Raw genomic sequence first — 24350 nt, forward strand, 5'->3', positions numbered from 1 at the left:
CGAATTATTTCCCTGCGGCTCCCGCCGCCCGGGCGATTCGGATCACCGCTTCGCTGACGGCACGGCTCACGCTCTTGTCGAAAGCGTCCGGAACGATGTAGTGTTCATTCCGTTCCTCATCCTTCACCAGCCCGGCGATGCCTTGAGCTGCGGCAAGCTTCATCTCGTCCGTAATATCCCGGGCTCTTGCCTCCAAAGCGCCTCTGAAAATACCCGGGAATACCAGCAGATTATTGATTTGATTGGGAAAATCGGATCTGCCTGTCGCCACAATTCTTGCTCCGCCTTGATAAGCATCCTCTGGCATAATTTCCGGCACCGGGTTGGCGAGAGCGAAAACGATGCTGTCCGGATTCATCGTTTGCACCATTTCCTTTGTCAACACCCCTTCAACCGACACCCCAATGAAGACATCCTTGCCTTTAATGATTTCATCAAGAGTTCCTGTCTCAAAATCTCTGTTCGTGACTTTTGCGATTCTTTCCTGGGCCTCGTTCATTGATCCGGCGTTTTCCGAAATCGCGCCGTCGATATCGCACAGCACAATATGCTTCGCCCCCGCCGCAAGCAGCAGTTTCGCGATGGCGATACCCGACGCGCCCGCGCCGTTGATCACGATGCGTATGCCATCCAGAGCTTTATCAACAATCTTCATGGCGTTGTACAGACCCGCGAGCACCGCAACCGCAGTCCCGTGCTGGTCGTCATGGTATACGGGAATATTCAGCGTTTCCTTCAGCTTATCCTCGATGTAGAAGCATTCAGGCGCTTTAATATCCTCCAGATGAATACCTCCGAAACCGGGTGCGATGACTTGAACGGTTCTTACAATTTCATCGGGATCAAGGCTGTCGATACAGATTGGGAATGCGTTTACGTTGCCAAACTCCTTAAGCAGCAGCGCTTTGCCTTCTATGACGGGCAACCCCCCCTCGGGACCGATATTGCCAAGCCCCAAAACGGCCGTCCCGTTCGTTAGAATGGCGACGGTGTTGCCTTTAATCGTGTACTCATAGGCCTTTTCTTTGTCTTTAGCAATTTCTTTGCAAGGTTCCGCTACCCCCGGCGTATACGCCAGCGCTAGATCGTGCTTGTTATTAAGCGGAATTTTCGCTGCAATTTGCAGCTTGCCGTTGCTCACCCTGTGCGCCTGCAGCGCTTCTTCCCTTATGCTCATTTGTCCCAACCTCCAGCATGAACATGTAATATTGATCCAGATCCGTTCGGCTCTTATCGTTCCTTACTTGACCTGGCGTATAACATCGATAACCGACCCGTCCCTGTATTTGACAATGCCTACGACCTTATCCGCCCACTTGATCGGCTCAGGATGGCCAACGACCCGGTTTGCCTTTTCCTTTAGCTCTTCGATGGACACAACCGGGAGTTTGGCCGACTTCAGGTTATTCAGCAAATCTTGCCGCAGCGGATTGACCGCAATGCCTTGGTCTGTTACCAGAACATCCACCGTATGACCCGGCGTTATAATCGTATTGACCCTGTCCAAAATCGATGGCATGCGACCGCGGATGAGCGGCGCGACAATAATGGATACGGCCGCTCCCGCTGCTGTATCGCAATGGCCTCCGGAGGCTCCCCGAATCATACCGTCGGAGCCTGTGATAACATTCACATTAAACTCCAGATCAATCTCAAGGGCGCTCAATACAACCACGTCCAACTGGTGGGCCGCACATCCCGCGTTGTCGGGGCTCGCATAATACTCGGCGTCGATTTGGTGGTGGAACCTGTTGTTCTTTAAGGATTCCACCGCCCTCAGGTCAAAGCTCTGGACATCCAGCAGCCTGTGAATCAACCCCTCTTCATGGAGATCGACGATTTGCTGGGTAATTCCGCCAAGAGCGAAACTGGCCTTGACGTTCGCGGCAAGCATCTTTTCCCGCAAGAACCGTGTAGTAGCCAGAGAGGCTCCTCCGGACCCGGTCTGCATCGAAAAGCCGTCGTAAAAATAGCCGGAGGCACCGATTACGTCGGCAGCATGCCTTGCGATCAGCAGTTCCTTCGGATTGCTGGTGTACCGGGTTGCACCCGATACAATGCCCTTGGGATCGCCGATACAATCCACCACCACCACATAATCCACCTGAGATTCAGGTATCGCAAAGGGCACATTCGGGTAACTTACAAGATTGTCAGTAATGAGAACGACATTCTTGGCATGCTGGGCGTCTACTTTGGCATAACCGAGCGAACCGCACGCGGAGGCCGCATCGTTTCCTCTGGAATAGCCGTTGGCGTTTCCGTAAGGATCGCAGGAAGGCACGCCCAGAAAGGCGACGTCAATCGGACAATCTCCCGACGCAATAGCACGCGCCCGTCCGCCATGGGAATTGATTATGACGGGAATGTCAAACATCCCGCGGGAGTAAGCATGGGCAAGCTCGCCTCTCAGTCCGCTTGTTTCGATTCTGCGGACAACACCGCTTTGGATATGCTTTACCAGAGGGGCATGGATGTCGGTGAGGGAACTGGCCGCAACGGTAAGATCGCGAATACCCATTTTGGCGATAACATCCATAACCATATTGACGATATAATCCCCGTTCCGGAAGTGATGGTGGAAGGATATCGTCATTCCATCCTTTAAGCCGGTCGCTTCAATGACCTGTTCGATGGAGCCCATGACTTTGTCCCTGGACGGGTTATGCTGTCGGTCCTTCGATCTCTCCGTATTTTTATACTGGCCGTTGGCCGCTTTCTCGCGGTAGGGGACAAGCGGTCCGATCCCGTCAATAAACGATGGAATCTCTCTTCCCGCCTCGTTAAACATAACATTCACCTTTTTTCGCTTATATTTTTACAGCAGCCGCAAGATCCAGCACCCTGCGGGCCCGCTCCACGATCGGTTTGTCAATCATCTTCCCGTTCAGGCTGATGACACCGGAACCGTTGGCTTCCGCTTCTTCTATAGCTTCAATAACATGCTGCGCTTTCTCCACTTCATCTTCCGTCGGCGAATAGATCCGATGGACAATTTCGATCTGGCGCGGATTGATGATCGATTTACCGTCAAAACCAAGCTGCTTGATCAGCTTCACTTCCCCCGCGAATCCTTCATCATCCTTCACGTTGGAGAATACGGTATCGACCGCGGCTATCCCCGCTGCCCTGGCGGCGAATAAGACGAAGCTGCGGGCCGTAAGCAGTTCGATTCCCTCCCGGGAACGGGTTGTCTTCAGATCCGTTACGAAATCTTCCGCTCCGATCGCGATCCCGATCAGTCGGCTGCTTGCCGTGGCAATCCGCTCGGCGTTCAAGGCCCCCTTGGCGCTTTCGATAGCCGCAAACAGTTTGATGGTGCCGCAAGGCAAACCAATCTTTGTCTCAATCTCGGATATCAGCTCATCCGCTTCGACCACATCTGCGGGCGTTTCGGTTTTGGGCAGCCGGATTGCATCCGGCTTGGCTCTTACGATGGCTTCGAAATCGTCTCTTCCGTAGGGGGTATTAAGCGGGTTGACTCTTACCAGGATCTCGGTGCTGCCGAAATCCAATGTCTTCAAGGCATGATAGACGAGAAGACGTGCGGCGTCCTTCTCATTCAGCGAAACGGAATCCTCCAGGTCAATCATTATGGAATCCGCGCCGTATATATGAGCATCCCGGATCATTCCCGGGTTATTGCCAGGTACATAAAGCATCGTTCTTCTAAGCCTGCTCATTTATTTCTCCTCCCATGGGCGGAGGTTCCCATCAACCGCACGGCCTACCGCTGTCTTGACTCTTGCTTGAATGGTGCAATCCAGAGCGCCTTTGTCATTGGCCCGCACCAATACGTCCTTGACTCCCAATCCTTCCAGCGTTTCCCGGATTACTTTGCGGATTTGACCGCCAAACTGGTTTTCAACCGTGCTGACAAGTTCGATCTCGATCCCTCTGCCATCATTATCTTCGACGGCAATGGATATGTCGCTTGATTCCAGCGTGCCTGCAATAGCCGTCTGTTTGATCTTCACATGAAACACCTCTTTTGATAATGTGCTTTTTGTAATGCCGATTTACGAGGACCGGAAAATGTCACCGATCACCCTTGCCAATCCCGAGCCCGTAACTGGTTTGCACATATAATCGTCTATAATCAGACGTTCCTTGTACCGGGTAACATTTTCCTCGACCAATCCCGTCACCAGGATGATCTTGATCCGGGGATGCAGCGCCTTCATCCGTTCCGCAAGCTCCAGACCTTTAAGGTAAGGCATAGCCTGGTCAGTAATGACAACGTCAAACCGGGTCGGAGCCTGCTCGAAAATTTTCAGCGCTTCGATGCTGTCTTGCTCAGGGAACACCTTGTAGCCCACCGACTCAAGAGCTCTTCTCATGGCCCTCAATACTTTCCTGTCGTCATCGATCAACAGAATGCTTTTAGGCTCTACAGTAACGGGCGGCAAATCCGATTGCCGGCCGGCAATCAGCGAACGTGCCTGAGCGAGGTAGACCGTAAAGGAGCTTCCTTTCCCTTCTGCACTATCCACGGTAATAAAGCCATTGTGATTTTTGATGATGCCGTAAACGATGAACAGTCCCAGCCCTGTGCCTTCGCCTGCAACCTTTGTCGTAAAGAACGGGTCGAAGATTCGAGACATGGTGTCCTTGCTCATCCCGTGACCCGTATCGGAAATAGAAAGTTTCACATATGCGCCAGACGTATCAGTTACTTCGTCCTGAATTTGCTCAAGCTCCTGTGCGGGCACATTCTCCAGCGTGACATTCAATACTCCGCCGTTATATTTCATGGCATGACAGGCATTGTTGCACAGATTCATAATTACCTGCTGAATCTGTACTTTATTGGCAAGAATCGCCGATGAGCCGCCCTTCTTTTCGAAAATCACTTTGATATTGGGGGAAATAATCGGCTTCACCAGATTCAGCGTTTCAGCAATAAGTTCTTCTAAACTTACGGCTGCATGCTTGCCTTTACCGCTGTCGGTACGGCTGAAGACGAGAATCTGCTCGATGATGTTCCTGCCCTTCTCGGAAGCTTCGTAGATTTCGTTCACATACTCATGGATCTCATCCTTGGGGTCAAGCTTGTGCAAAATGATTTCAGAATAACCCTGAATCGGAGTCAACAGGTTGTTGAAATTATGGGCAATGCCCCCGGTAAGCATGCCGAGTTCCTGAAGTTTCTGGGAATGCAGCAGCTGCATATCTTTCTTTCTTAATTCCTCGTTGGTGGAATTCAGCTTCCGCAAATATTTGGTTTCCACTTCCAGTGCCGCTTTTTTTCGCTGAGTCTTCATAATAATGAAGAAAGCGCAGGAAAGGATCAGCAGAATCGTGGCAAAGATCTCAAGGAGCCTAATCCTGCTTTGAGCGATCGGGCCTTTTACCTCTTCATAATCCATAACGGCGGTAACGACCCAAAAGAACTCATTAAATCGGAGCCTGGAAAAAGATTCGAATTTCTTTGTTTTTTTGAAATCCTTATCCATCCACCAGTAAGAATTGTATTCCGCGGACCCTTCCTCCCGGCTCATCTGTATATCTATCAGCCTGTCTAGGTCCTTGTAATCCAGGTTCGGATAGATCCTCTTCAAGGTCTCAACGGACTTCCCGATATTGTCCCGTTTCGGATTCATAAGATAAATCCCCCGAGCGTTCTTCACATGAATGTAACCTTTCATCCCAACCTTGACGGGTTTGACGAGCTGTTCATACAAGGCGTTCAGATCCACGCTGCTGATCAGCATGCCTTCATATTCATTGTCCAGAAATACCGGATGAATAATAGGCAATACATACGATTCCGGCTGTTCAAGCTTCTCATCCCCGATCAAAGGTCTCTTTTCCTTCATGGCCCGCTTGATATCCTCGTTGACCAGGTCATAAATTTTTTGGGCTTCGGCATCGTTCATTCGGGGATAGGTGTTCATTATGCTTCCCGCTCTGTTGATCACAATAATGCTGTTAACCCTTTCTTTCTTGGCCTTGTAATAAGCTTCTATCGCTTGTTGTACAGGCCCCGGGTCACTATCCGCCAAACCGGCAGCGACACTGCGGTTTCCCGCCACAATTTCGAGATTGCGGATTTGCTCCTCAAAGGAAGCCTCCAAATTTTTGCTTGTCAGTTTGGCTATGGTCAGCAGTTGCTCCTCTTGCTGGCGGATCACCGTCCGTTCGCTGTCCATATAAACCGAATAAGCCATCCGGACGAGGATCAGAACGATGAATGGAAGCGCAAATAATACTAGGTTATAAGGCAAGCTTTTTCGTTTCAGCTGCTTTCTCAAGTTGAAATGCATACAGGCTCATTCCCTCCGGGCTGTTCCATAAACGGCAAGAAATTGCTCAGAGCGTTAGCCAGCGAAGCAGGAAGATAGCCGCGGTTACAGTAGCCGCGCCGCCTAGACGGGTACACACCTGTGCGAAGGGCATCAATTGCAGCCGGTCACAAGCGGTCAGAATCGCCACATCGCCCGTTCCTCCCTGGCTGCAGCGGGTTCCGGTAATAATCGCCGCTTCAACCGGGTACATATTCATCCACTTTCCTATAAAATAGCCCGTTGCAACCATGGTGATGACGGTTACGGCAATTGTAATCAAATAAGCGGGACTCAATACGGAAACTAGGCTTTCCCAAGGTGTTTTAGCCACGCCCATACCAAGCAGCAGCGGGTAAGTTACAGCGACGACGAAGAAACGCTGCATCATTTGCGCTCCGTCTTGAAGCTGCTTTGGCAGAAGATTGAAGTACTTCACAATAACAGCAGCGAATAGCATAACGATTACACCAGGCAGCCCAACAGCTTCAGCCGCCAAGTTGCCGAGCATGAAAAAACCGACGGCCATGACGGCACCTGTTGCCATTTGGTTCAGGTTGATCGGTTTTTTGTCCTTGTCTTCCGCATACTTTAATACGTCGCTGTCTCCTGATTTGAGCAATGTGCCATTCCCTGACAGCTCCGGTTTCTTTTGCCCCAATTTGTTCAACAACCCCGATAAAATAATCGCGCATAAGCTGCCCAGCATCACTGCCGGTAGAACGGCCGCGAAATTTTCTTCCTGTGTTGTGCCTAGAATTTGGCTATAGCCAATGGACAGCGGAATCGCACCTTCCCCTACGCCGCCGGCCATAATCGGAACAAGCACATAGAAGAATGTTTTGTAGGCGCCGAGCCCAAGACCGATGCCTGTAAGCATGCCTGCACCTGTGGCAAGAAGGGTACCGGCAATAATCGGCACGAACAGCTTTACGATCGCATTCACCATTAAATCCCGATTCATCCCGAGAATGCTGCCGCAAATGACGATGGCAATGTACAGGTACAGGAAGTTGGTTTGTTCCATGAATACGGTAACGGTATCAATTGCTGCTTGCGGCATCAGTCCGGCATAGACCATATAGGACGGTACGAATGTCGCCAAAATGGGAGCGCCTCCGAGATCCTTAAGGATCGGAATTCGCTTGCCGATTTCGCCCAGAATAAAACCATAAAGCATCATAATGGATGCGGCCCCGAGCATATCTTGCGGAAAATGACCGCTGTGAATCAGAAAATAGACCACCAGCATAAACGGAATATACACCCCTACCGGTATGACGCCTCCAATCCGGTAGCTTAACACCTTTTTCCAAACCGGTTGTTGCTGCAGAGGGAGTTCTAACGGATTATTGATCATATTCTTCCTCCTCTTAATTAGGGCATTTTTTCACAATCATAAACAAACGCTTTCATCTCCTGTTGTGATCCAAGTTTGATACTGTCTCGAGACACATCCTCATCATAAAGAGCAAAGCTTAAAGTATTCTGACCGATTCTTAAAATATTTTAAGAATCCCGCCATACAAAAAAACGGCCGGATCGGGAAATCTCCCAATCCAACCGCTTGTATTTCGAGCCTGCTTAATCCACGGCGAAACGGTATCCAATACCCCATACGGTCTGTATATGCTTGGGCTTCTCGGGGTTATCCTCGATTTTCATTCGCAAATGCCGGATGTAGACCATGATCGTATTATCGTCGATCACCGTTTCCTTCCAAACGTTTTGGTACAACTGCTCCTTGCTGAATACTTGGTTGGGATTCTCCATGAAAAATTTCATCAGCAGAGCTTCCTTGGAAGAAAGCGGCACTTCAGCACCGTTTTTATAAAATGTATAGGATTTCAGATTAAACAGGAACGGACCTTGAGTCAGCTTCGTATACGCGTCCTTTAATTCGATCAGCTCGCGGTAGCGCTTAATATGGTTTTTGACCTGTGCGCTAAGCACCGACGGACTGAACGGTTTCGTAATATAAGCGTCGGCTCCCAGACCAAAACCGATAATCTGATCTGTGTCTTCCTTTTTGCCGCTAAGAAAGATGATGGGCGTATAGATGCCCATGGCCCGGGTTTTTCCAAGCACGTCATACCCGTCGTAATCATCCATCACGATATCCAATATGATCAGATCAATAGCCTGATTCCGGATTATACTGAGCGCTTCACTTCCGTTTTCCGCTTGAACCACCTGCATGTTATCGCTTTCAAGTACATTTTTGACAAGCTTTCGAATATAATCTTCATCGTCGGCGATAAGCACCTTGGCTTTACTCATTCCCTTGCTGCACTCCCTTTGTCAAAAATCATGCCTCTCCCCTGTTAAGAAAACATCCGCTCCCTATTATAACATTAACTTGTGAATAAATGCACAAGTCAATGGAAAAAATGGGACAATTGACTGGTACTAGGAATCAGCTCCCTGGAACGAAAAAAGCCCGCTCGTGGAGCGGGCTTATAGCTACCTCATTTGATCTGTGCCGCCAAATCCTGAAGCGCGGCCTGCAGATCGCCCTCGCCCGCCAGCGGAAGCTTCAGCGCCTGCTCGCCGTAGGTCCAGACGAGATCGGTTTTCTTCGCCGTAAACGGCGAGATAATGCCGAACTTCTGAGCGTCGAGGAAAATTTGATTCGCCTCGCCCGTGGTTTGCACATACGTGCCGGCTGCCGCTTTGTTGGCGGGCAAGGAATATCCCTGCTTCGCCAGCGCAATCTGGCCTTCGGGACCCGCCAGCCAGGACAGCAGCTTATAAGCCGCCTCCTCATATTTCGTATTCGCACTGATCGCTACGCCGGCCGGCTGCACCACCGTCTGCGCCGTTTTAAACTTGGGCAGGTAAGTTATCCCGTAATCGATGCCCGCTTCTTTATAGTTCGTCGTATTCCAGTTGCCGCCCGGGTTCATGGCTACCTTTCCTGTGGTAATGCTCAGGTTCACCTGGCCGCCAAGCCCCTCAATCTGGGCGGGGGTCGTGTTGATCTTTTTGTTTTTCGTCAGATCGATAAACAGTTCAAGCACCTCTTGCGCCTCCGGAGTATCCAGCGCCAGCGAACCGTCCTCGTTGACAAGCTTGGCCCCGTTCGACCACAGCTCCGGCTCAAGAAACCAGTCCATCGATGAGCCCGGAGAGATCGACATCCCCCATTGGACGATTGATTTGGCATCAAAGCCGGCCTCATCCGCGCTTTTGCCGTTTTTGTCGAGCGTCATTTTCGCGGCAATGTCGATGATCTCATCCCAGGTCGGTTCAAGCGATGGGACCGCCGCGCCCTTTGGATTTGTTTTGGGATCGTCAAACAGCGCTTTGTTGTAATACCAGACAATCACGTTGCCGTCGATCGGCAGCGATACCTGTTTATCTTTATATTTATGCAAACTCAGCAAGCTTGCATCGATATGGTTCAAATCAAACGAACCGGCGGACAGCAAGCCGTCCAGTTCTTTATAGATGCCAAGCTCGGCGTATTTTTCAATGTAGGCGTAGCTCGTTTTAAAAACATCGGGCAGCGTGCCGCCGGCGGCGTTCGCGGTCAGCCCGTCCCAGTAGCTTCCCCAAGCCTTGCCTTCCAGCTTCACGGTGATGTTCGGATTGGCCTCCATAAATTGATCAAGCAGCTCTTGCACGCGCTGCAGTTCCTCAGCCGTTCCCCACTGGGAATACGTGATCGTGACGGGTTCTCCAGCCCCGCTACCGGCCGTTTGTCCGGCAGAATCAGAATCCGCCGCCGCCGCCGAGGGTTTATCCGCTCCTTGGGAGCAGCCTGCCAGCCCCATCACCAAAGTCAATATCAGAACCCAGCTGCCGATCAACCATTTGCGCTTTGTTTTCAAGCAAATTACCCCCTATTTGGATAGTAAGAAAAACGTCTATCGAGGTACTTTCAAGGAAGCTCTAGACCGCGTTTAAAGGTAGTTTTTCTTGCGATTATAGAATTGCTCAGCTCCGCTGAATTATCCTTTCGTTCCGGTCAGCACCACCCCCTCGACAATGTAGCGTTGGGCGAAGAGATAAAGCAGGCCGATCGGAATGATGCTGATGAAGGCTCCGGCCGCAAGCGCCGGAAAGTCCTGGCTGGTCTGCCCGATCAGCAGCTGCAGCCCCACGCTGAGCGTAAACTTGAGGTTGTCCTTGATGTACAGGAAAGGTCCGAGGAAATCAAGCCAGGAGTTAACGAAAGCAAAAATAATCGTGGTGATAATAATCGGCTTCGATAACGGCATCATCACCCGCGCATAAACCGTCCAGCGGTTCCCGCCATCCAAATAGGTGGCTTCATCCAGTTCCAAAGGAATGGTCAGGAAAAACTGGCGAAACAAAAAGATGTAGTATGCGCTTCCAAGCCAAGCTGGAACGATGAGCGGCAACCACGTATCGATCCACCCGAGCTTGGTATACAGCACATAGGACGGAATCATCATGATGGAGGGCGGGATCATCAAGGTCACGAGCACAATCGCAAACAGCCTGTCTTTGTATTTCGTCGTGAACCGCGAGAATCCGTAGGCCACAATCGAGCTTGAAAAGACGGCCCCGAGGACGACAAGAATGGAGATGGCAAAAGAGTTTTGAATCCAGCGCCACATCAGCGGCTGTACGGCAAACAACCGTTCAAAAGCTTCAAAGGTAAAATGCTCGGGCAATAAAGCGGGAGGTACCTTGTAGGTCTCCGCCTTGGTTTTCATCATCGTGGAGAGAAGCCACACCAGAGGTCCGACAAACAACAAAAGCGTTGCCGAGAGCAGCAAATACTTGGATAAGATCGCAGCGAAACTGCTTTTTCGTCCATCATTCATTCGTGTTCCCCCTAATTTTCGGCTTCATAGTAAACATACCGGTTGGATAATTTCATAAGCGCAGCGGTCACCAGAGCGATCAGAACAAACAGGAACAGCGATTGCGCCATCGCCATGCTGAACTTCAGATCGGTAAATGCGGATTTATAAATGTTGTAGACGAAGGTGTAGGAGGCATAATTCGGCCCGCCTTTGGACAGCAGCATCGCTTCCGTAAACATCTGAAAGTTGTACATCGTTTGAATAATGACCACGAACAAAATGGACGGGCTGATCATGGGCAGCGTGATCGAAAAAAATCGCCGGACGCCGCTTGCTCCGTCCAGTTCGGCCGCTTCATAAAGATGCCGGGGAACATTTTTTAAGGCGGCCAGGAAGATGAGCACGCCGCTGCCGGAAATCCACACCTGGAGCAGGATGATGACCGGCTTGATGGTATGCTCTCCGCCGAGCCAATCGATTTTATCGGCACCAAACATACCGAGGACCGCGTTCAATATCCCGAATTCCGAGTTGAACACCAGCCGCCAGATAATCACAGTGGCCACAATCGGCACCAAAGTGGGCAAATAATAAAACGTCCGGTACAAGGCGATTCCCTTCACCTTGAAATTCAGCAGCATCGCCAGCAGCAACATCCCGGCACAGACGATCGGAACCCCGATGATCACAAAAAACATCGTATTAAACAAGCTTTTGCTGAAGATGGGATCGCTCAGCATTTCGACGAAGTTGCCGAGGCCGATGAATTGATAATTGACCGCACCGGGCAGCTTCGCATCCGTAAAGGCGTAGAAGATCGAGGTGCCGAACGGAACCAGAAAAAAGACGGTAAACCCGATGATCCAGGGCAGGATAAAAAGAAAGAAGACCAGTGTGTCATATTTGCGTAATTGGTTCATCACGACACCCCGTGATTGGTTAATTCCTTCAAATAAACGTACCGCTCCTCGGTAATCGATTTCTCCGCGGCCAAAGCGATCAGCAAAGCATTCCTTCCCACCTCGGCGCTGGCAAAAGGCTGCCTGTTGCTGCGGATGCAATTCAGGAAATCAATGCGCTGAGCTTGCCCGCCGGTGTGTCCGCCCGTAATCGAGTCCGAAATGACGTCGATGTCGAGATGGTCCCGGGTGGAATTCTCCCCGCCGGCGATATCGATCGTTTTGTCGTTTTTCACCACCATCTGCGCGCCATTGCTGCCGATCAGGCCGATTTCCAGCCCGTCTCCCATTAAATTCATCGGCTTCAAGTAGAGGCACAAACCGAGATTGGCCTTGCTTCCGTTATCGTAGTCGATCGTAATAAAGGCGTGGTCCACCACCGTGGGATTGTCGATATTTTTCGCCGGATAGTGGCTGTATGAATTGGTGATCAGGTTTGGCTGCCCCTGCTTGATCATGTGTTGTCCGCCGGAGGCAAACACCCGCACCGGGTTCGCCCCGATCATCCAGTTGAAAATATCAAAGTGGTGGCAATCCTTCTCCACGATCGATCCGCCCGATTTCGTCTTATCATAAAACCAGTCCGCCGGCGGAAAAGAATCGCGGAATTCCTTGCACCACATCATTTTCACCTCGCCGAGCCGTCCCATCCCCACTTCATGCGCCAGTCTGCGGTAGACATTCGAATAGCGGTAGACCAAACCGATCTGCAGGATGCGCTGATGCTTCTCCGCGGCCGCGATGATGGCATCGCAATCTTCCAGCGTGTGCGCGACCGGCTTTTCCAGAAAAACATGCTTGCCCGCCTCCAGGAAAGCCACCGCGATCGGCCGGTGCATATAGTTCGGCACGCTGATAACGACGGCATCCAGATCTTCCTTGTCCAGCAGTTCGCGGTAATCGGAGCAGATAACCGGCTTGCTGTTATGAAGTTCCTTTAACGCCCGGGCTACGTTCCCTTCGTTCATATCGCATATGTACAGCACCTCACAGTCGTCCAGTTGGTCAAACCCCAGGGCGTGGTGTGATCCCATATCGCCAACACCGATAAATCCCATTCTGATCTTCCCCATAGCAGCACACTCCTTTTTCGCATTGATTTGCCGCAAATTGTCCGATTGAATACGTGATGGTTATCGCCGCGTTTTTCCTTGCAAAGGATTCGGATTTAGCGAATGTCATCCTGAATAAAATATTGCCCTAAGAAGACACACTGCTTAGATACCATTGTTTTACGCACTCTCCATTCTGTAACGCAAGAAAAAACGGGTTCACGCCATAGGCAAATTTCACGAAATATTTCACTTATATTTGCGGCAAATTTGATATTATTAACATAAATTATTGCACGTTTTTTTCGTTTGTCAACGATTTTTTGCCATTATTGTTTGCGCCTTTTTGCACATATTCCGAGTACGAAAAAAAACATGCCTCTCCGACAAAGAGCGCATGCTTACGGAAAAAATCCGATATTTTGAAATGATCTGACCGCCAAAAGCATGATGATTCCCGAGGATACAAAAGAGGACACCATCTGCTTACCCGCCAGCGAGGAAGCAAAGGATTACCCGGAAATCTAACGGTTGCAACAGCGGCTATTCTCCGAAAAAAGACCTTTTCTAAATTCTAACGGTTGCGAGAGCCGTTATTTGCCTGAATCTAAGCAAAAATAGCCGGATTTCAGCGAAATAAGCGCCATGGCAACCGTTACAATTTGAACTCAACGTACTTGGAACAAATAGCGCTTGTGACAACCGTTAGAATATTTGTGGCTAGATTCACTCTTAATATGGCGCGGTCGAGAGGGCTCGATGATCCAAGGGGAGTTAGCCCACTGGATCATTTTCCATCACCTTCGCATTTTTAACCTCTCATCGTTCCGGTTCCCCATCGTCCGCGGATGGCGTGCGGTGCGTCATATACCTCGCCGATCGCCGAAATGGCACTCGTCGCTTCGTCAAGCTCGATTTCCGCAACCAGGACGTTTTTGTTTCAGCACATATTTTTTGTTCCAAGCATCCGCCATATTTTCAACTCCTCTTACCTTGTACCTCCGCCTCAATCGCGCCTTTCGCCCACTTCGGGATGTCCTTATCGTCCGCGAAGCCGGTCGTGGCGCCTGCTTCATCAGACTGTTTAAGCGCTCTAGCGATCAGCGACGCCATTTCCGCGCGGGTAATGGCGTCATTCGGCTTGAACGTTCCATCCGGATAGCCGCTGACAAGCTTCATGCATTTTATTATTTTTCTTCAGGACGACATACGAAGCAACAGCGGGCGACAAAAGATTTCTTCACCTCCACGTTTTGAGTATCCGTTAAATTTAACGGATGGACGCTACGACTTTCATCACCGGTTTTGTTCATATTTTCACTTTCTATATTTAAATCAATCTGTGAGGAGCGGTGTCAGGACTTAATCATATGTAGTAAAGCACCTATCGCATGGGACAGGTGCCGTTTATTAATTATGACTTCCGCACTGGTCTGATATACTTAAAAAACCGTTCCGGATTAAAATAAAAGTAAATTATTCTACCGGAGGAAGTATCAAAGCAGTAACCAGTGCCCACAAAATCAAAAGTTGCCATTGCCTTTTCAATCTTTTCCTCCACACTGCGATTTTCCTGCTCATAATCAAACGGTCCATGTTCAAAAACAATATACTCGGCTTCGGGAACATCGATCATAAGCATTTGTGGTGGTACTTCGCCTTTATAATCAAAAGGAAGTCGTACACCATAACACTCTGTACGTGGAATACCCCAATCGCAGAGTCTGCCGTCCGGGTCATTAATGTACGCCATAATCTGACCGCTGCCGCCGTTAGATTCGCTCCCACCTTCGTCATCTAGTTTGCCCTTGATACTATCAAGTAAGCCGCAAATTGTTTCGCAGTCCTGTCCCGGAATAAAACTTTGCTTTTGCCAAAAATCCCAATACCCATTACTCTCATAGTTTTTAATGTGCAAAAATTTGTGTGCGGGAATGGTTACAAAATAAATTTTAACATCATCTGTAGATTTCATCATACCAATCTCCCCCAATCCCAAAAAGTAGCGGTCGAAAGGGTTTATTTTTGTGCGAAGAACGACAGGCTTAGGCTTTTTTCGGTATTCACTTGGAGTTACACCATATGTTCCTTTGAAAGCTCTGGTAAAAGCTTCATGTGATGAAAAACCATACTCAAAAGCAATATCCAAAATGCTTTTTTCACAATCCCGAAGCTCTTTTAGCGCAAAGGCTAATTTTCTATGCCGCAGATAATCCCTAAATTGCATACCCGATATTTCCTTAAATTTTCTCGTAGTATAAAATTCGGAATAACCCAACTTGCGAGAAAGAAACCTTAGCGTTATAGCTTCACCGTTACGGTGTTTAATACATTCGTCAATTTCATCAACAATTACTTGAATTTGCTTATGCCACTCGTACATTCGTCAGTTCACCTCGTTTCAACCACCCTATAGTCATTATAGAGTAATGGAAATCGCACTACTTGATTTTACTTGCGGAAAAGAGAGAATCTGTTTTGTTTTGTCCTAACCAAACAACAGTCCAACTTATCGTAATAGCGCAACGGTTACGTGCATTCATCATACATTCGCCTTATCCTTTTGAGGCCACTGCATGAAGCAACCGATTTGCGTTATCCAATAATATCCAATCCAGCGCATCTGCCAATTCCGCCACAACCGCGATTTTTTTGTTGTGCGATGTTTTGCAGCAACGAAATATATGATATCTTGCATCACCAAGTGAGTCGACAAGCAAATAAGAAAACTGTCTTAAAGAAACCCTGCACCAAAACGGCAGGCCCCTTATGAAAACACAAAAAAAGCGGGTTCTGCGCAGATCACGCATACCCGCCCGCAGTTGTCCGTGGAAGACCGCTTACAAAGACAATTCCAAACGTAATTTCTAGGTTTTATTGTTCTGTACCAAGCTCCAATATTCTCACCAATAAGGTCACCGCTTCCGCTCGGGTAATACGCGCATTCGGCCGGATGCTGCCGTCCGCGTACCCGCTCACAATGCCTGCTTCAACAGCGTTCGCGATCGCTTGCTTCGCCCATCCGCCGATTTTGGCCTCGTCCGTAAACGCAGCCGCTGAACCTGCTCCTTCCAGCTTAAGCGCATTGGCCAGCATGACCGTAAATTCAGCGCGGGTAATGGCGGCATTCGGCTTGAACGTTCCATCGGGATAGCCGCTGACAAACTTCATGCCCGCCACGCTCAGGATGGCGCTCTTCGCCCAATGTTTCTCAATGTCTATGAACGATGGCGCCGGCTCGTTCGATTCGCCGCTATCGTCCTTCTTCTCGCCAACAGCCATGACCGCAAACTTGGTGAAGTGATCCACCTCGGCCGTAATTCGATCGCCTTTCACGACGCTGCCTATTTCAATCCATACTTTCTTTGCTTCGTCATAATAGAAAATAGCGACTCTTTGATTGTCTCCTATGAGAGACGGATCGAACTTCATCGAGATGACGATCGGCTTCTTGAAGTTTCCAGCCATATTTTTCGTCAATTCAAAGACGTTGCTGACCAGCGTTTCCTTATCGAATACGAGGTTTGCCGTACTGAGCAGCTTCTCGATCTCGATGCGCAGCTCTTGCTCCGCCGCTCCTGCGCCGATCGTAAGGATAACTTCGTTATCGAGACTAACCTCACCGGTCCTGCCGCTCGGAATAAGGATGGTGCCGTTGGCCGATTTGATAACGGAAGTATTATTGCCATTATCATGATCATTGTCATTGCCTGTGCCGCTGCCCGGCGTCTCCGGTTGCGGAGCCTTCGGTGTCGCCGTCACGGCATTGGAGAACTTGCTCTCGCCCCCCGCTCCCACGGCTTTCACTGAGAACGCGTATCGCGTGCCGTTCGTCAGACCGGTTACGGTGTGTGCGGTTTCTGTGACGTTCGCTTGCACTTGCTCCCAATCGGCTGGATCAACCGGAGCCGCAGACCCTGCATACTTGTAAACGACATAGCGACCCGCTCCAGCCACGGCATCCCAACTCAGCGAAACTTTCCGGTCGTCCGCCAAAGCGGCAAGAAGAACCGGCGCTGCCGGAACCTGCGACAATGTCGAATTGGGCGTCGCCGTCACGGCCATGGAGAAATCACTCTCACCACTCGCATCTACGGCTTTCACCGTGAACGCATAGCTCGTTCCGTTCGTCAATCCGGTTACCGTATACGTAGCTTCCGTTACGCTGGCTTGAGTCAACTGCCAGTTGCCCGGATCGGCCGGCGCCGCCATGCCTTCATATTGGTACACGGAATAGGTGACGTTTTCCGCTGAAGCGTCCCATCTTAAGGTTACGGCTCGGTCGCCGGGCGCCGCCGTCAAATTCGCAGGCGAAGCCGGAACAGATGCTTCATCCGGCGATGGGATCACTTCGTTCGACGGCGCGGACGAGGCCGATTCCCATGTGGCGTTCCTTGCGATCACCGTAAAGGTATACGCCGTACCGTTCGTCAGACCGGTGACGGTGATTGGGCTGTCCGAACCTTCCGCCGTCGCAACAGCTTCTCCGTTTGCCCACGCGGTGACCTTATAGCCTGTAATTTCGCTTCCGCCGTTATGGATCGGCGCGGCAAAGCTTACCTCAGCGGACCCGTCATGACCGACGGCATGCACATCGGCAGGTGCGTCCGGGGCGGTAGCAAGAGCCGAATACACTTTAAATTCCCAGAGTGAGTAGCCGTATTTGGTTCCTCTTTTCGTACCATACATCTGAACGTATCTTGCTTTCACGGGTTCGAAGGAGATTCTATCGATTCCGCCGTCTCCGGTTGTGGTGCTGTAAACGGTGGTCCAATTCGTCGCGTCGTCGGAAACCTGAATTTGGTACGCTTCGCCATACGCGTCTTCCCAATGTAGAGCTACCTCCTGGATGGACCTGCTAGAGCCAAGATCGACATAGATCCACTGCGGATCGGAATAGTTAGATCCCCAACGGGTACTAAGTGAGCCATCGACTGCATAACCGGGCCCCACGTTCGCGGCTTTGGACGAGTTTGCCACTACCGGCTTGCCTTCTGCAAGATTGGGCGGTACTGCTTCATACACGTTAAATTCATGAAGCGAGTAGCCATTTCCGGCACCCTGCTGAACTCCTTGCATACGAACGTACCTGGCACTGACCGGACTGAAAGAAATGTCTTCGATTCCGCCTTCACCCGTCGTCGTTGAGTAAACATCCGTCCAGGTGACAGCGTCGTCCGATACTTGAATTTTATAACTCTTCCCGTACGCTTTCTCCCAATTTAGCCTAACTTGATTGATCGAATATTGATTTTGCAAATCAACATAAATCCATTCATGATCCGCATCGTTTGAACTCCAATACGAAGTTCTGTAAAGATCCGTGGCATTCGAGGCATATCGATTGTCTTTGCTGGATGAAGCGGTCGCGCCTTTACTGTAAGCGAGATCGAATCCGCTGTCGTCGATGGAGGCCCCCTCATCCAAAGTCATGCTTCGGCCTGTGAACGTATCCTTGCCGAGCGTATAGCTTGTCGTGGATGTTTCTCCGTTTCGATCCAGCGTCACGTTCACGGTAATCCCCGGTGTTTCGGGATTGGCGACCGAAATACGGACAGGTGCTGCGGATTCGTCAACGATAACCATTACGGGTTGATCTACTGTGACAATCAAACCGTCTCTCACCGTCACCGTTCCGGGTTGATAAAACAGCAACTCCGCAATTCCCAGAGAATTATGCCGGACAGCCTGGACGGACGATGTATTCGAAAGAATACTTATCGGGTTGTCGCTCGCGTAGCTGCTGACCTCCTCGGAGGTTTTGTTCGGCAATACAATGTATTGATAGGAAGCGTTTGTGGGTTTCACGCCATGATCGAGCCAAATCGAAAAAATCGGCTTGGTCATCGCCTCCGTTGAGCTTCCCAAGATGACATCGCTCCATTTTCCGGTTTTCGTCTCCCGTTTTACTTGAAAATCTGTCGGATTCGGGAATATATAGCCGATATGATCGTTATAGGCCCAGCGTCCGCCCGTTTGCATCGTTCCGTCTGCTAACGGGGTGCCGTCTACGAGAACTTCGCCTATCGCCTGACTTTGGTTCAATGTCGTGTGGATCGGCGCGGTATTCGTCGAAGCGATTCCTGCACCAAGCGCCACCATCTCATCATCGAAAAAGAAGTAGCCTTTCTTTCCGCTTGTATTCAACTTGTTAAAATCAAATGCGGTGGCCCCATAACGCTCGTTTGTCACTCCGCCTACAAACGTTTTGGGATTGTTGAAATTCCCGTCTTTCGTGAGCACGTACGGGGCCGTCGTACCGGGAACATGGGCCCAGTCCATCAACGGGTAAACAGGTCTGTATTCGTCACCGGTTCTCTGAATGGCAGTGGCTCCTTGCGGTGTCCAGTACAACAGGTTATATCCGCTGGGATGAATCGTTCTCCATTCGCCGCCTTTAACCGTGCTGGAGGCCATCTTGACCGTAATTCCGTAGTCCGTTCGCATATGGGAGGAGACAAGCGTCTGCCATTGCGTCATATTGCTCACGTCCAGCCCGTTGCTCGTGTTCGTGCCGATCATGCGAATATTGTCAAGAAAACTGGCAAACTCCGCAGCCCGCTTCGGATTGGCCGTCTGCATCCATTGCATTGGATCTTCATAGAAGGTCAAAGCCGCGCTCGCATAATCCGGCCAATCAGGTCCATTCATCCCCATGCCCAGATCGGCAACATCGCCTTTCACAAGATACCTTGTGCCGTCCAGCAAGTATGACGATAACGAATCAATCGCCGCCTCGCTGTACGAGAACGCGGTGCCCGAGGTAATGTAGGCCCAGAATGACATATCTCTGGCAAAACTTCTTCCATAGCCCGTCGTATAATTCGTTTTTCCATGCATGAAAAAAGACATGTCCGACTGGATTCCCGTCACCGTCGTCGTCACATTCGACAGTACGTTAAACGCATCCACGGCGTTCCGGACGATCTGGGCATCCTCCAGCAATAAGCCGCGGTACATATAATTTTGATTGTACCAGGACGAATTCGCTCCATCGACCGTGTGCGGGCTGCTGTCTAATGTGCCGATAATATTGGAGACTTGCGTTGCCGTTAAATAGCCTTCACATAGAAGCGCAATTTTTTCCAGCCTTAATTGTTTGCCGATTCCGGTCTCCCACCAGTTGGTTGAAGTCGGCTTTACCGTGAACCAATAATCCAGCGCCTTTTGAATCCCCTCCAAAAGTGTTGCACTATGATAGTTTGGATCACTCGGGTCAGCGAATGCCTGCGCCATCGACTGCATCCGGTCTAAGGCAAGGTAGGGCGACCAACCTCTCCCATTGGCGGCGGAGGTTGTACTCGCGTAATCGACATCGCTCCAGCTTCCATCCGGGTTTTGATTGGATAAATAAGTACCAGCCTGTGATTTGAAGGTCCATTCGACCCGACCGTTCGTTCCATCATTTATAATATCTTTGGAGATGTAAAAATCGACCATACGCTTTTTCATCATTTTCATATCAGCGAGCTCTTGAGAAGCATTCGTTTCCCCGGGAGTGCTCGCCGATACGGGCGAGTATAAAAATATCGATGATATCATTAAACAAACCGTAGTAAGACATATCCACCTCTTTACAAACCTTTGCCTTGGGTTAGCCATTCTCATGCTCCTCCTTGTTAAGCTCAAAAACGTTGTTGATAACGCTTTCACATTAATGGATTGAAGAAGGCAGCAAATACTGCCTTCAACCCTTCAAAAAAACGTACTATATATATCCTCCAACGGGATGTCCACTACAGCCATCACTTCGTCCGCGGCACCGTAATACATGCGGATCGTTTGATCTAGTAAAATGGCTCCGCACGAAAACACGACCCCGCCGAAAAATCCATTCACCTCATAGGCGGTTTCCGGCTCCAATACGGGTACACGAGATCTTGCTATCACCTTGGCCGGATCTTTCAAGTCGAGCAGCACTGCGCCCATACAATAGCGATGCTTGCTGTCCGCGCCGTGGTACAGCGCAAGCCAGCCGCGATCGATTCGAATCGGAACCGCGCCGCCGCCCATTCGAGCCGAATCCCAGCCTTGTTCGCTAAGCCCCATCAAGAAGCGATGGTTCCCCCAATGTATGAGATCGGGCGATTCGGCAATCCACATCTCGGGGGAACCGAACGACTTCGGCACCGGACGGTGCAAAGCGTAGTATTTGCCGTTAATTTTCTCCGGGAATATCATGACGTCCTTATTTTCGGGAGCGAGCATAAGCCCGTGACGCTTGAATGTTCGAAAATCCCGGGTCTCCGCCAGGCCAACGCCAACGCCGCGAGCGGAGGCGGAGCTGTAAGTGATATAATACATGTCCCCGATTTGGGTCACGCGCGGATCTTCAATCCCCCACGCTTCCAGAGCGTGTTCCGGAAACAAGGCCGGCTGCGGCTCGATGTCGAAATGAACGCCATCCTTACTTCGCGCCACCCGCAGATGGGATAAGGATGTGAGCATGGCCGTTCGTCCGTCCCTTGCTACGAAGCGCGAGTCGGAGAAATCATAGCTCGGGTCAGCCTTGTCGTAGCGCTCTATAAGTACATCGGTGCCCGCTTCGTTAAGCCGGGGGACAAGCACTTCGTCCACCCGGTCCGATACCGGAGCTTCCGAAACGCGCAGCAACAGAATAATTTCATCCCGTACTTGCGCAACGCCTGCATTAAACGCTCCAAGCACTCGAAAGTCGGGGCGGGAGGGTGCAACGTCCCCGACACGTATAACAGGATTTTGCGCACAGCGTTTTACGTTCATGTAAGATACCTCTTTCCGTCTTTCAATGATTGTTATTTACCGGATGTAACGGCGTCGATTTGCGCTTGAATTTCATCGATCACTTTTTGTCCGCCGAGGCTCGCCATTTTTTCCTCCAGCGTCGCCTTGCCTTCATCCGCAGACAGCACACCTTGACTAAGCGGCAGGAAAAACGAATCGTGAAGCGGCGTAATTTTGGCATATTCCGTCTTCACCTTTTCAGCGTTAAAGCTGAAGCCTGCCGTCGGACTAAGCGTGAAATTAGCCGGGTCGGCGGAGAAGTCGAACCACTTCTTGTCATCCGGCATCATCGTATCCGGCGTGCGGTTCAGCGTTGGCCGCCAGGTCAGCACAAAGCCCGGGAACGAATAGTTGGACAGCGCCTTATAGCTCGTATCGCCGGCAGGCTCCCAATCCTTCCCTTGAATGCCGTATTCCATCAAATCGTGGTTTTCCTTAATGGACAACCAATTGACTACGTCCAGAGCCAAATCGCTGTGCTTGGATGAAGTCGGAATGCAAAGGAAATTCCATTGCTGGAAAGCGGTATACGGCCCCGCCTTATCACCGTTTGGAACGAAAACCTCAAGCTTGTCGCTGCCATCCTTCAGCATATCCGAATATTTCAATCCCTCCACACCGTCTGCAGCATAATAGGTGGCCGCATATTTTCCCTGTTTGAACAAGGTTTCCGCATTTTGCTCCTGCGCGATATTTTTGGAAATTATGCCGTCCTTGTAGTATTTGGTGACGCGTTCATAACCATCGGCAATCATCGGGCTTGCCCATTGACCGACAACTTTCTTGTCCTTGGTTGAATAGGAGAACATGCTGACGCCGATTTCCAGCACTTCATCGAGCGCCAGATTAGCGGATTCGCTCAGAATAAATGGAAGTTTATCGGCCTTTATGCCGTTAATGACGAAGGGTCTGACGTCCTTCTCGTTTTCCTTGACCGTATACAAAAATTTCTCCAGATCTTCGAGCGTTTTCAACTCGGGAAGTCCGTATTTCTCGCGCAAATCTTTGCGGATCAGCAGGCCGTATACCGGGCCTTGGGTGGTGCCGAGCGGAATGCCCATAATTTTGCCGTCGAATTTGTTATATTCCCACATTTCATCGGGAATGGACGCTTTAAGCTCCAGACGCTCGGCCACCATGGCATCCAGTTCCAGCAAAGAATTGCTGGCGATCATCTGATTCATCGACAACCATGGGGCATCCAAATACATATCGAAATCTTCCCCGGCAGACATCTTCACAGATACCGCATTCCCGTAATCGGACCACGGCAAGAAATTAATATTCAAGGCCGCTCCGACGTTATCCGCTTTCAATTTGTCGTTGACCGCCTGCAGCACATCGTCAAAGCCCGCCGGCTTATCTCCCGGGAAATAAGCTTTCAGGGTCACCGTTTCCTTCGGTGCGGATGTAGTGTTTTCCGTATTCGTTGGAGCATTCCCTTCATTGCCGCCAGTCCCCGTTTTGCCTCCGCAGCCCGCCAGCATCAATGACAAAGCCAATACTGTGGCCGTCACCGCGCCAAACCATTTTTTCAATCTCATTTCGTTAACCTCCCTTTATATAATGAAGAAAAAAAGTATCTATGATTAACCGGGCTGATCCGGTTAATGCCGGAAATTCTCGATTACCCTTTGACAGCTCCTACCGTTAGACCTTTGACAAAATACTTTTGAAGCAAGGGATACAGCAAGACAATCGGGCCGATCGTCAGCACGGTTGTCGCCATCCGCACACCATAGGTTGGTGGCGTTACGGCAATGGCTGCGGCGGCGGGAATGAGATTTCTGGCGGCCTCCATATTGGATACCATCCGGCGCAGAATCAATTGCAGCGGGAACAGCTTCTCATTATCCACGAACATCAATCCCATAAACCAGTCATTCCAGTAGTTCAGGGCATAAAAGAGACCGACGGAAGCCAGAATCGGCTTCGAGATCGGTATCATAATTTGAAAGAAAATTCTCATCTCATTCGCCCCGTCAATTCTTGCGGCTTCCTCCAATTCCTCGGGAATTGTGCGGAAGAAACTGACAAGCAAAAAGACGAGGAACGGCTGGCATAATAATGTTAAAATTAGCACCCAAACGGTATTCTGCAAATGCAGCCACTGACTGACCACAATATAAAACGGAATGATGCCTCCGGAAAAAAGCATAGGCAAATAGCAGAAAATCAGAAACGGCGTTTGCAGGACATTCCGCTTGTTGGCCAGAGAATAGCCGAGCATTGCGGAAATGCACAGCGCGCTTAATGCGCCTACGGCGGTGATAAAAATCGTGACCGCATAGCCGCTCAGCAGCACATCCGATTGCAAAACCGCTTTATAAGCGTCCAGCGATAATTTTTGCGGAAATAAAGTATACCCGTGCGCAATCAGTTCCCCCTCGTCCGTAAACGATCCGATAATCATCAGCAGAAAAGGAAACAGACAAAATAAAGTGAACAACAAAATGAACGTATAGGCAAATACCGTAAAAGTCCGATCCGCAGCACTCTGTTTCTGTCTCATCG

General features: G+C 50.2%; 17 protein-coding genes. All 17 read right to left on the reverse strand.

Annotation, left to right across the window (positions count from 1 at the left end; genetic code table 11):
• Positions 1–4: 4 nt before the first annotated feature.
• A complete protein-coding gene (locus NYE74_RS24550) occupies positions 5–1177 on the reverse strand; it encodes an NAD(P)-dependent malic enzyme (RefSeq protein WP_036624086.1) in 1173 nt (390 codons plus the stop codon).
• 63 nt (positions 1178–1240) lie between these two features.
• Positions 1241–2791, reverse strand: a complete 1551-nt coding sequence (citF, locus tag NYE74_RS24555; RefSeq protein ID WP_213510030.1) for a citrate lyase subunit alpha — start codon at positions 2789–2791, stop codon at positions 1241–1243.
• Positions 2792–2810: 19 nt separating this feature from the next.
• On the reverse strand, positions 2811–3683 hold the full coding sequence (gene citE, locus NYE74_RS24560) for a citrate (pro-3S)-lyase subunit beta (protein ID WP_036624088.1): 873 nt from the start codon (positions 3681–3683) through the stop codon (positions 2811–2813).
• Complete coding sequence (citD, locus tag NYE74_RS24565) at positions 3684–3977, reverse strand: citrate lyase acyl carrier protein (RefSeq protein ID WP_036624089.1); 294 nt, start codon at positions 3975–3977, stop codon at positions 3684–3686. It abuts the gene before it with no gap.
• A gap of 42 nt (positions 3978–4019) precedes the next feature.
• Positions 4020–6266, reverse strand: a complete 2247-nt coding sequence (locus tag NYE74_RS24570; RefSeq protein ID WP_341005215.1) for an ATP-binding protein — start codon at positions 6264–6266, stop codon at positions 4020–4022.
• 46 nt (positions 6267–6312) lie between these two features.
• Entirely contained in the window at positions 6313–7644 is a 1332-nt protein-coding gene (locus tag NYE74_RS24575; protein ID WP_036624090.1) for a 2-hydroxycarboxylate transporter family protein, read from the reverse strand.
• A 224-nt stretch (positions 7645–7868) separates the two neighbouring features.
• Entirely contained in the window at positions 7869–8564 is a 696-nt protein-coding gene (locus NYE74_RS24580) for a response regulator transcription factor (RefSeq protein WP_036624091.1), read from the reverse strand.
• Between the two features lie 188 nt (positions 8565–8752).
• Positions 8753–10117, reverse strand: a complete 1365-nt coding sequence (locus tag NYE74_RS24585; RefSeq protein WP_036624092.1) for an ABC transporter substrate-binding protein — start codon at positions 10115–10117, stop codon at positions 8753–8755.
• A gap of 120 nt (positions 10118–10237) precedes the next feature.
• On the reverse strand, positions 10238–11080 hold the full coding sequence (locus NYE74_RS24590) for a carbohydrate ABC transporter permease (protein ID WP_155620212.1): 843 nt from the start codon (positions 11078–11080) through the stop codon (positions 10238–10240).
• Positions 11081–11091: 11 nt separating this feature from the next.
• The gene (locus NYE74_RS24595; RefSeq protein WP_155620213.1) at positions 11092–11982 is read right to left on the reverse strand and encodes a carbohydrate ABC transporter permease; all 891 of its coding nucleotides are present in this window, start codon (positions 11980–11982) and stop codon (positions 11092–11094) included.
• Entirely contained in the window at positions 11982–13094 is a 1113-nt protein-coding gene (locus NYE74_RS24600) for a Gfo/Idh/MocA family protein (protein ID WP_124331564.1), read from the reverse strand. Before NYE74_RS24600 ends, NYE74_RS24595 begins: the two co-directional genes overlap by 1 nt.
• A gap of 957 nt (positions 13095–14051) precedes the next feature.
• On the reverse strand, positions 14052–14252 hold the full coding sequence (locus tag NYE74_RS24605; RefSeq protein WP_036624096.1) for an S-layer homology domain-containing protein: 201 nt from the start codon (positions 14250–14252) through the stop codon (positions 14052–14054).
• Positions 14253–14487: 235 nt separating this feature from the next.
• The gene (locus NYE74_RS24610) at positions 14488–15456 is read right to left on the reverse strand and encodes a helix-turn-helix transcriptional regulator (RefSeq protein ID WP_036624097.1); all 969 of its coding nucleotides are present in this window, start codon (positions 15454–15456) and stop codon (positions 14488–14490) included.
• A 491-nt stretch (positions 15457–15947) separates the two neighbouring features.
• Entirely contained in the window at positions 15948–20534 is a 4587-nt protein-coding gene (locus NYE74_RS24615; protein WP_341005219.1) for a polysaccharide lyase family 8 super-sandwich domain-containing protein, read from the reverse strand.
• A gap of 234 nt (positions 20535–20768) precedes the next feature.
• Positions 20769–21815, reverse strand: a complete 1047-nt coding sequence (locus tag NYE74_RS24620; protein WP_124331566.1) for a glycoside hydrolase family 130 protein — start codon at positions 21813–21815, stop codon at positions 20769–20771.
• Between the two features lie 32 nt (positions 21816–21847).
• Entirely contained in the window at positions 21848–23380 is a 1533-nt protein-coding gene (locus NYE74_RS24625; protein ID WP_036624099.1) for an ABC transporter substrate-binding protein, read from the reverse strand.
• An 83-nt stretch (positions 23381–23463) separates the two neighbouring features.
• Positions 23464–24348 (reverse strand): carbohydrate ABC transporter permease, encoded by an 885-nt coding sequence (locus NYE74_RS24630; RefSeq protein WP_036624100.1) that lies wholly within the window; start codon positions 24346–24348, stop codon positions 23464–23466.
• Positions 24349–24350: the final 2 nt, after the last annotated feature.

Origin of the sequence: Paenibacillus sp. FSL P4-0127 (genome assembly GCF_038007325.1) — a bacterium.
In the GTDB taxonomy this organism is placed as follows: Bacteria; Bacillota; Bacilli; order Paenibacillales; family Paenibacillaceae; genus Fontibacillus; species Fontibacillus macerans.

Excerpts from the sequence above, each read along its gene's own strand:
- NYE74_RS24575 (WP_036624090.1), bottom strand. The coding sequence starts at position 7,644 with ATGATCAATAATCCGTTAGAACTCCCTCTGCAGCAACAACCGGTTTGG.
- NYE74_RS24615 (WP_341005219.1), bottom strand. The coding sequence starts at position 20,534 with ATGAAAATGATGAAAAAGCGTATGGTCGATTTTTACATCTCCAAAGAT.
- citF (WP_213510030.1), bottom strand. The coding sequence starts at position 2,791 with ATGTTTAACGAGGCGGGAAGAGAGATTCCATCGTTTATTGACGGGATC.
- NYE74_RS24610 (WP_036624097.1), bottom strand. The coding sequence starts at position 15,456 with ATGTACGAGTGGCATAAGCAAATTCAAGTAATTGTTGATGAAATTGAC.
- NYE74_RS24595 (WP_155620213.1), bottom strand. The coding sequence starts at position 11,982 with ATGAACCAATTACGCAAATATGACACACTGGTCTTCTTTCTTTTTATC.
- NYE74_RS24630 (WP_036624100.1), bottom strand. The coding sequence starts at position 24,348 with ATGAGACAGAAACAGAGTGCTGCGGATCGGACTTTTACGGTATTTGCC.
- NYE74_RS24605 (WP_036624096.1), bottom strand. The coding sequence starts at position 14,252 with ATGAAGCTTGTCAGCGGCTATCCGGATGGAACGTTCAAGCCGAATGAC.
- NYE74_RS24625 (WP_036624099.1), bottom strand. The coding sequence starts at position 23,380 with ATGAGATTGAAAAAATGGTTTGGCGCGGTGACGGCCACAGTATTGGCT.
- NYE74_RS24600 (WP_124331564.1), bottom strand. The coding sequence starts at position 13,094 with ATGGGGAAGATCAGAATGGGATTTATCGGTGTTGGCGATATGGGATCA.
- NYE74_RS24620 (WP_124331566.1), bottom strand. The coding sequence starts at position 21,815 with ATGAACGTAAAACGCTGTGCGCAAAATCCTGTTATACGTGTCGGGGAC.
- citE (WP_036624088.1), bottom strand. The coding sequence starts at position 3,683 with ATGAGCAGGCTTAGAAGAACGATGCTTTATGTACCTGGCAATAACCCG.
- NYE74_RS24580 (WP_036624091.1), bottom strand. The coding sequence starts at position 8,564 with ATGAGTAAAGCCAAGGTGCTTATCGCCGACGATGAAGATTATATTCGA.
- NYE74_RS24590 (WP_155620212.1), bottom strand. The coding sequence starts at position 11,080 with ATGAATGATGGACGAAAAAGCAGTTTCGCTGCGATCTTATCCAAGTAT.
- NYE74_RS24550 (WP_036624086.1), bottom strand. The coding sequence starts at position 1,177 with ATGAGCATAAGGGAAGAAGCGCTGCAGGCGCACAGGGTGAGCAACGGC.
- NYE74_RS24570 (WP_341005215.1), bottom strand. The coding sequence starts at position 6,266 with ATGCATTTCAACTTGAGAAAGCAGCTGAAACGAAAAAGCTTGCCTTAT.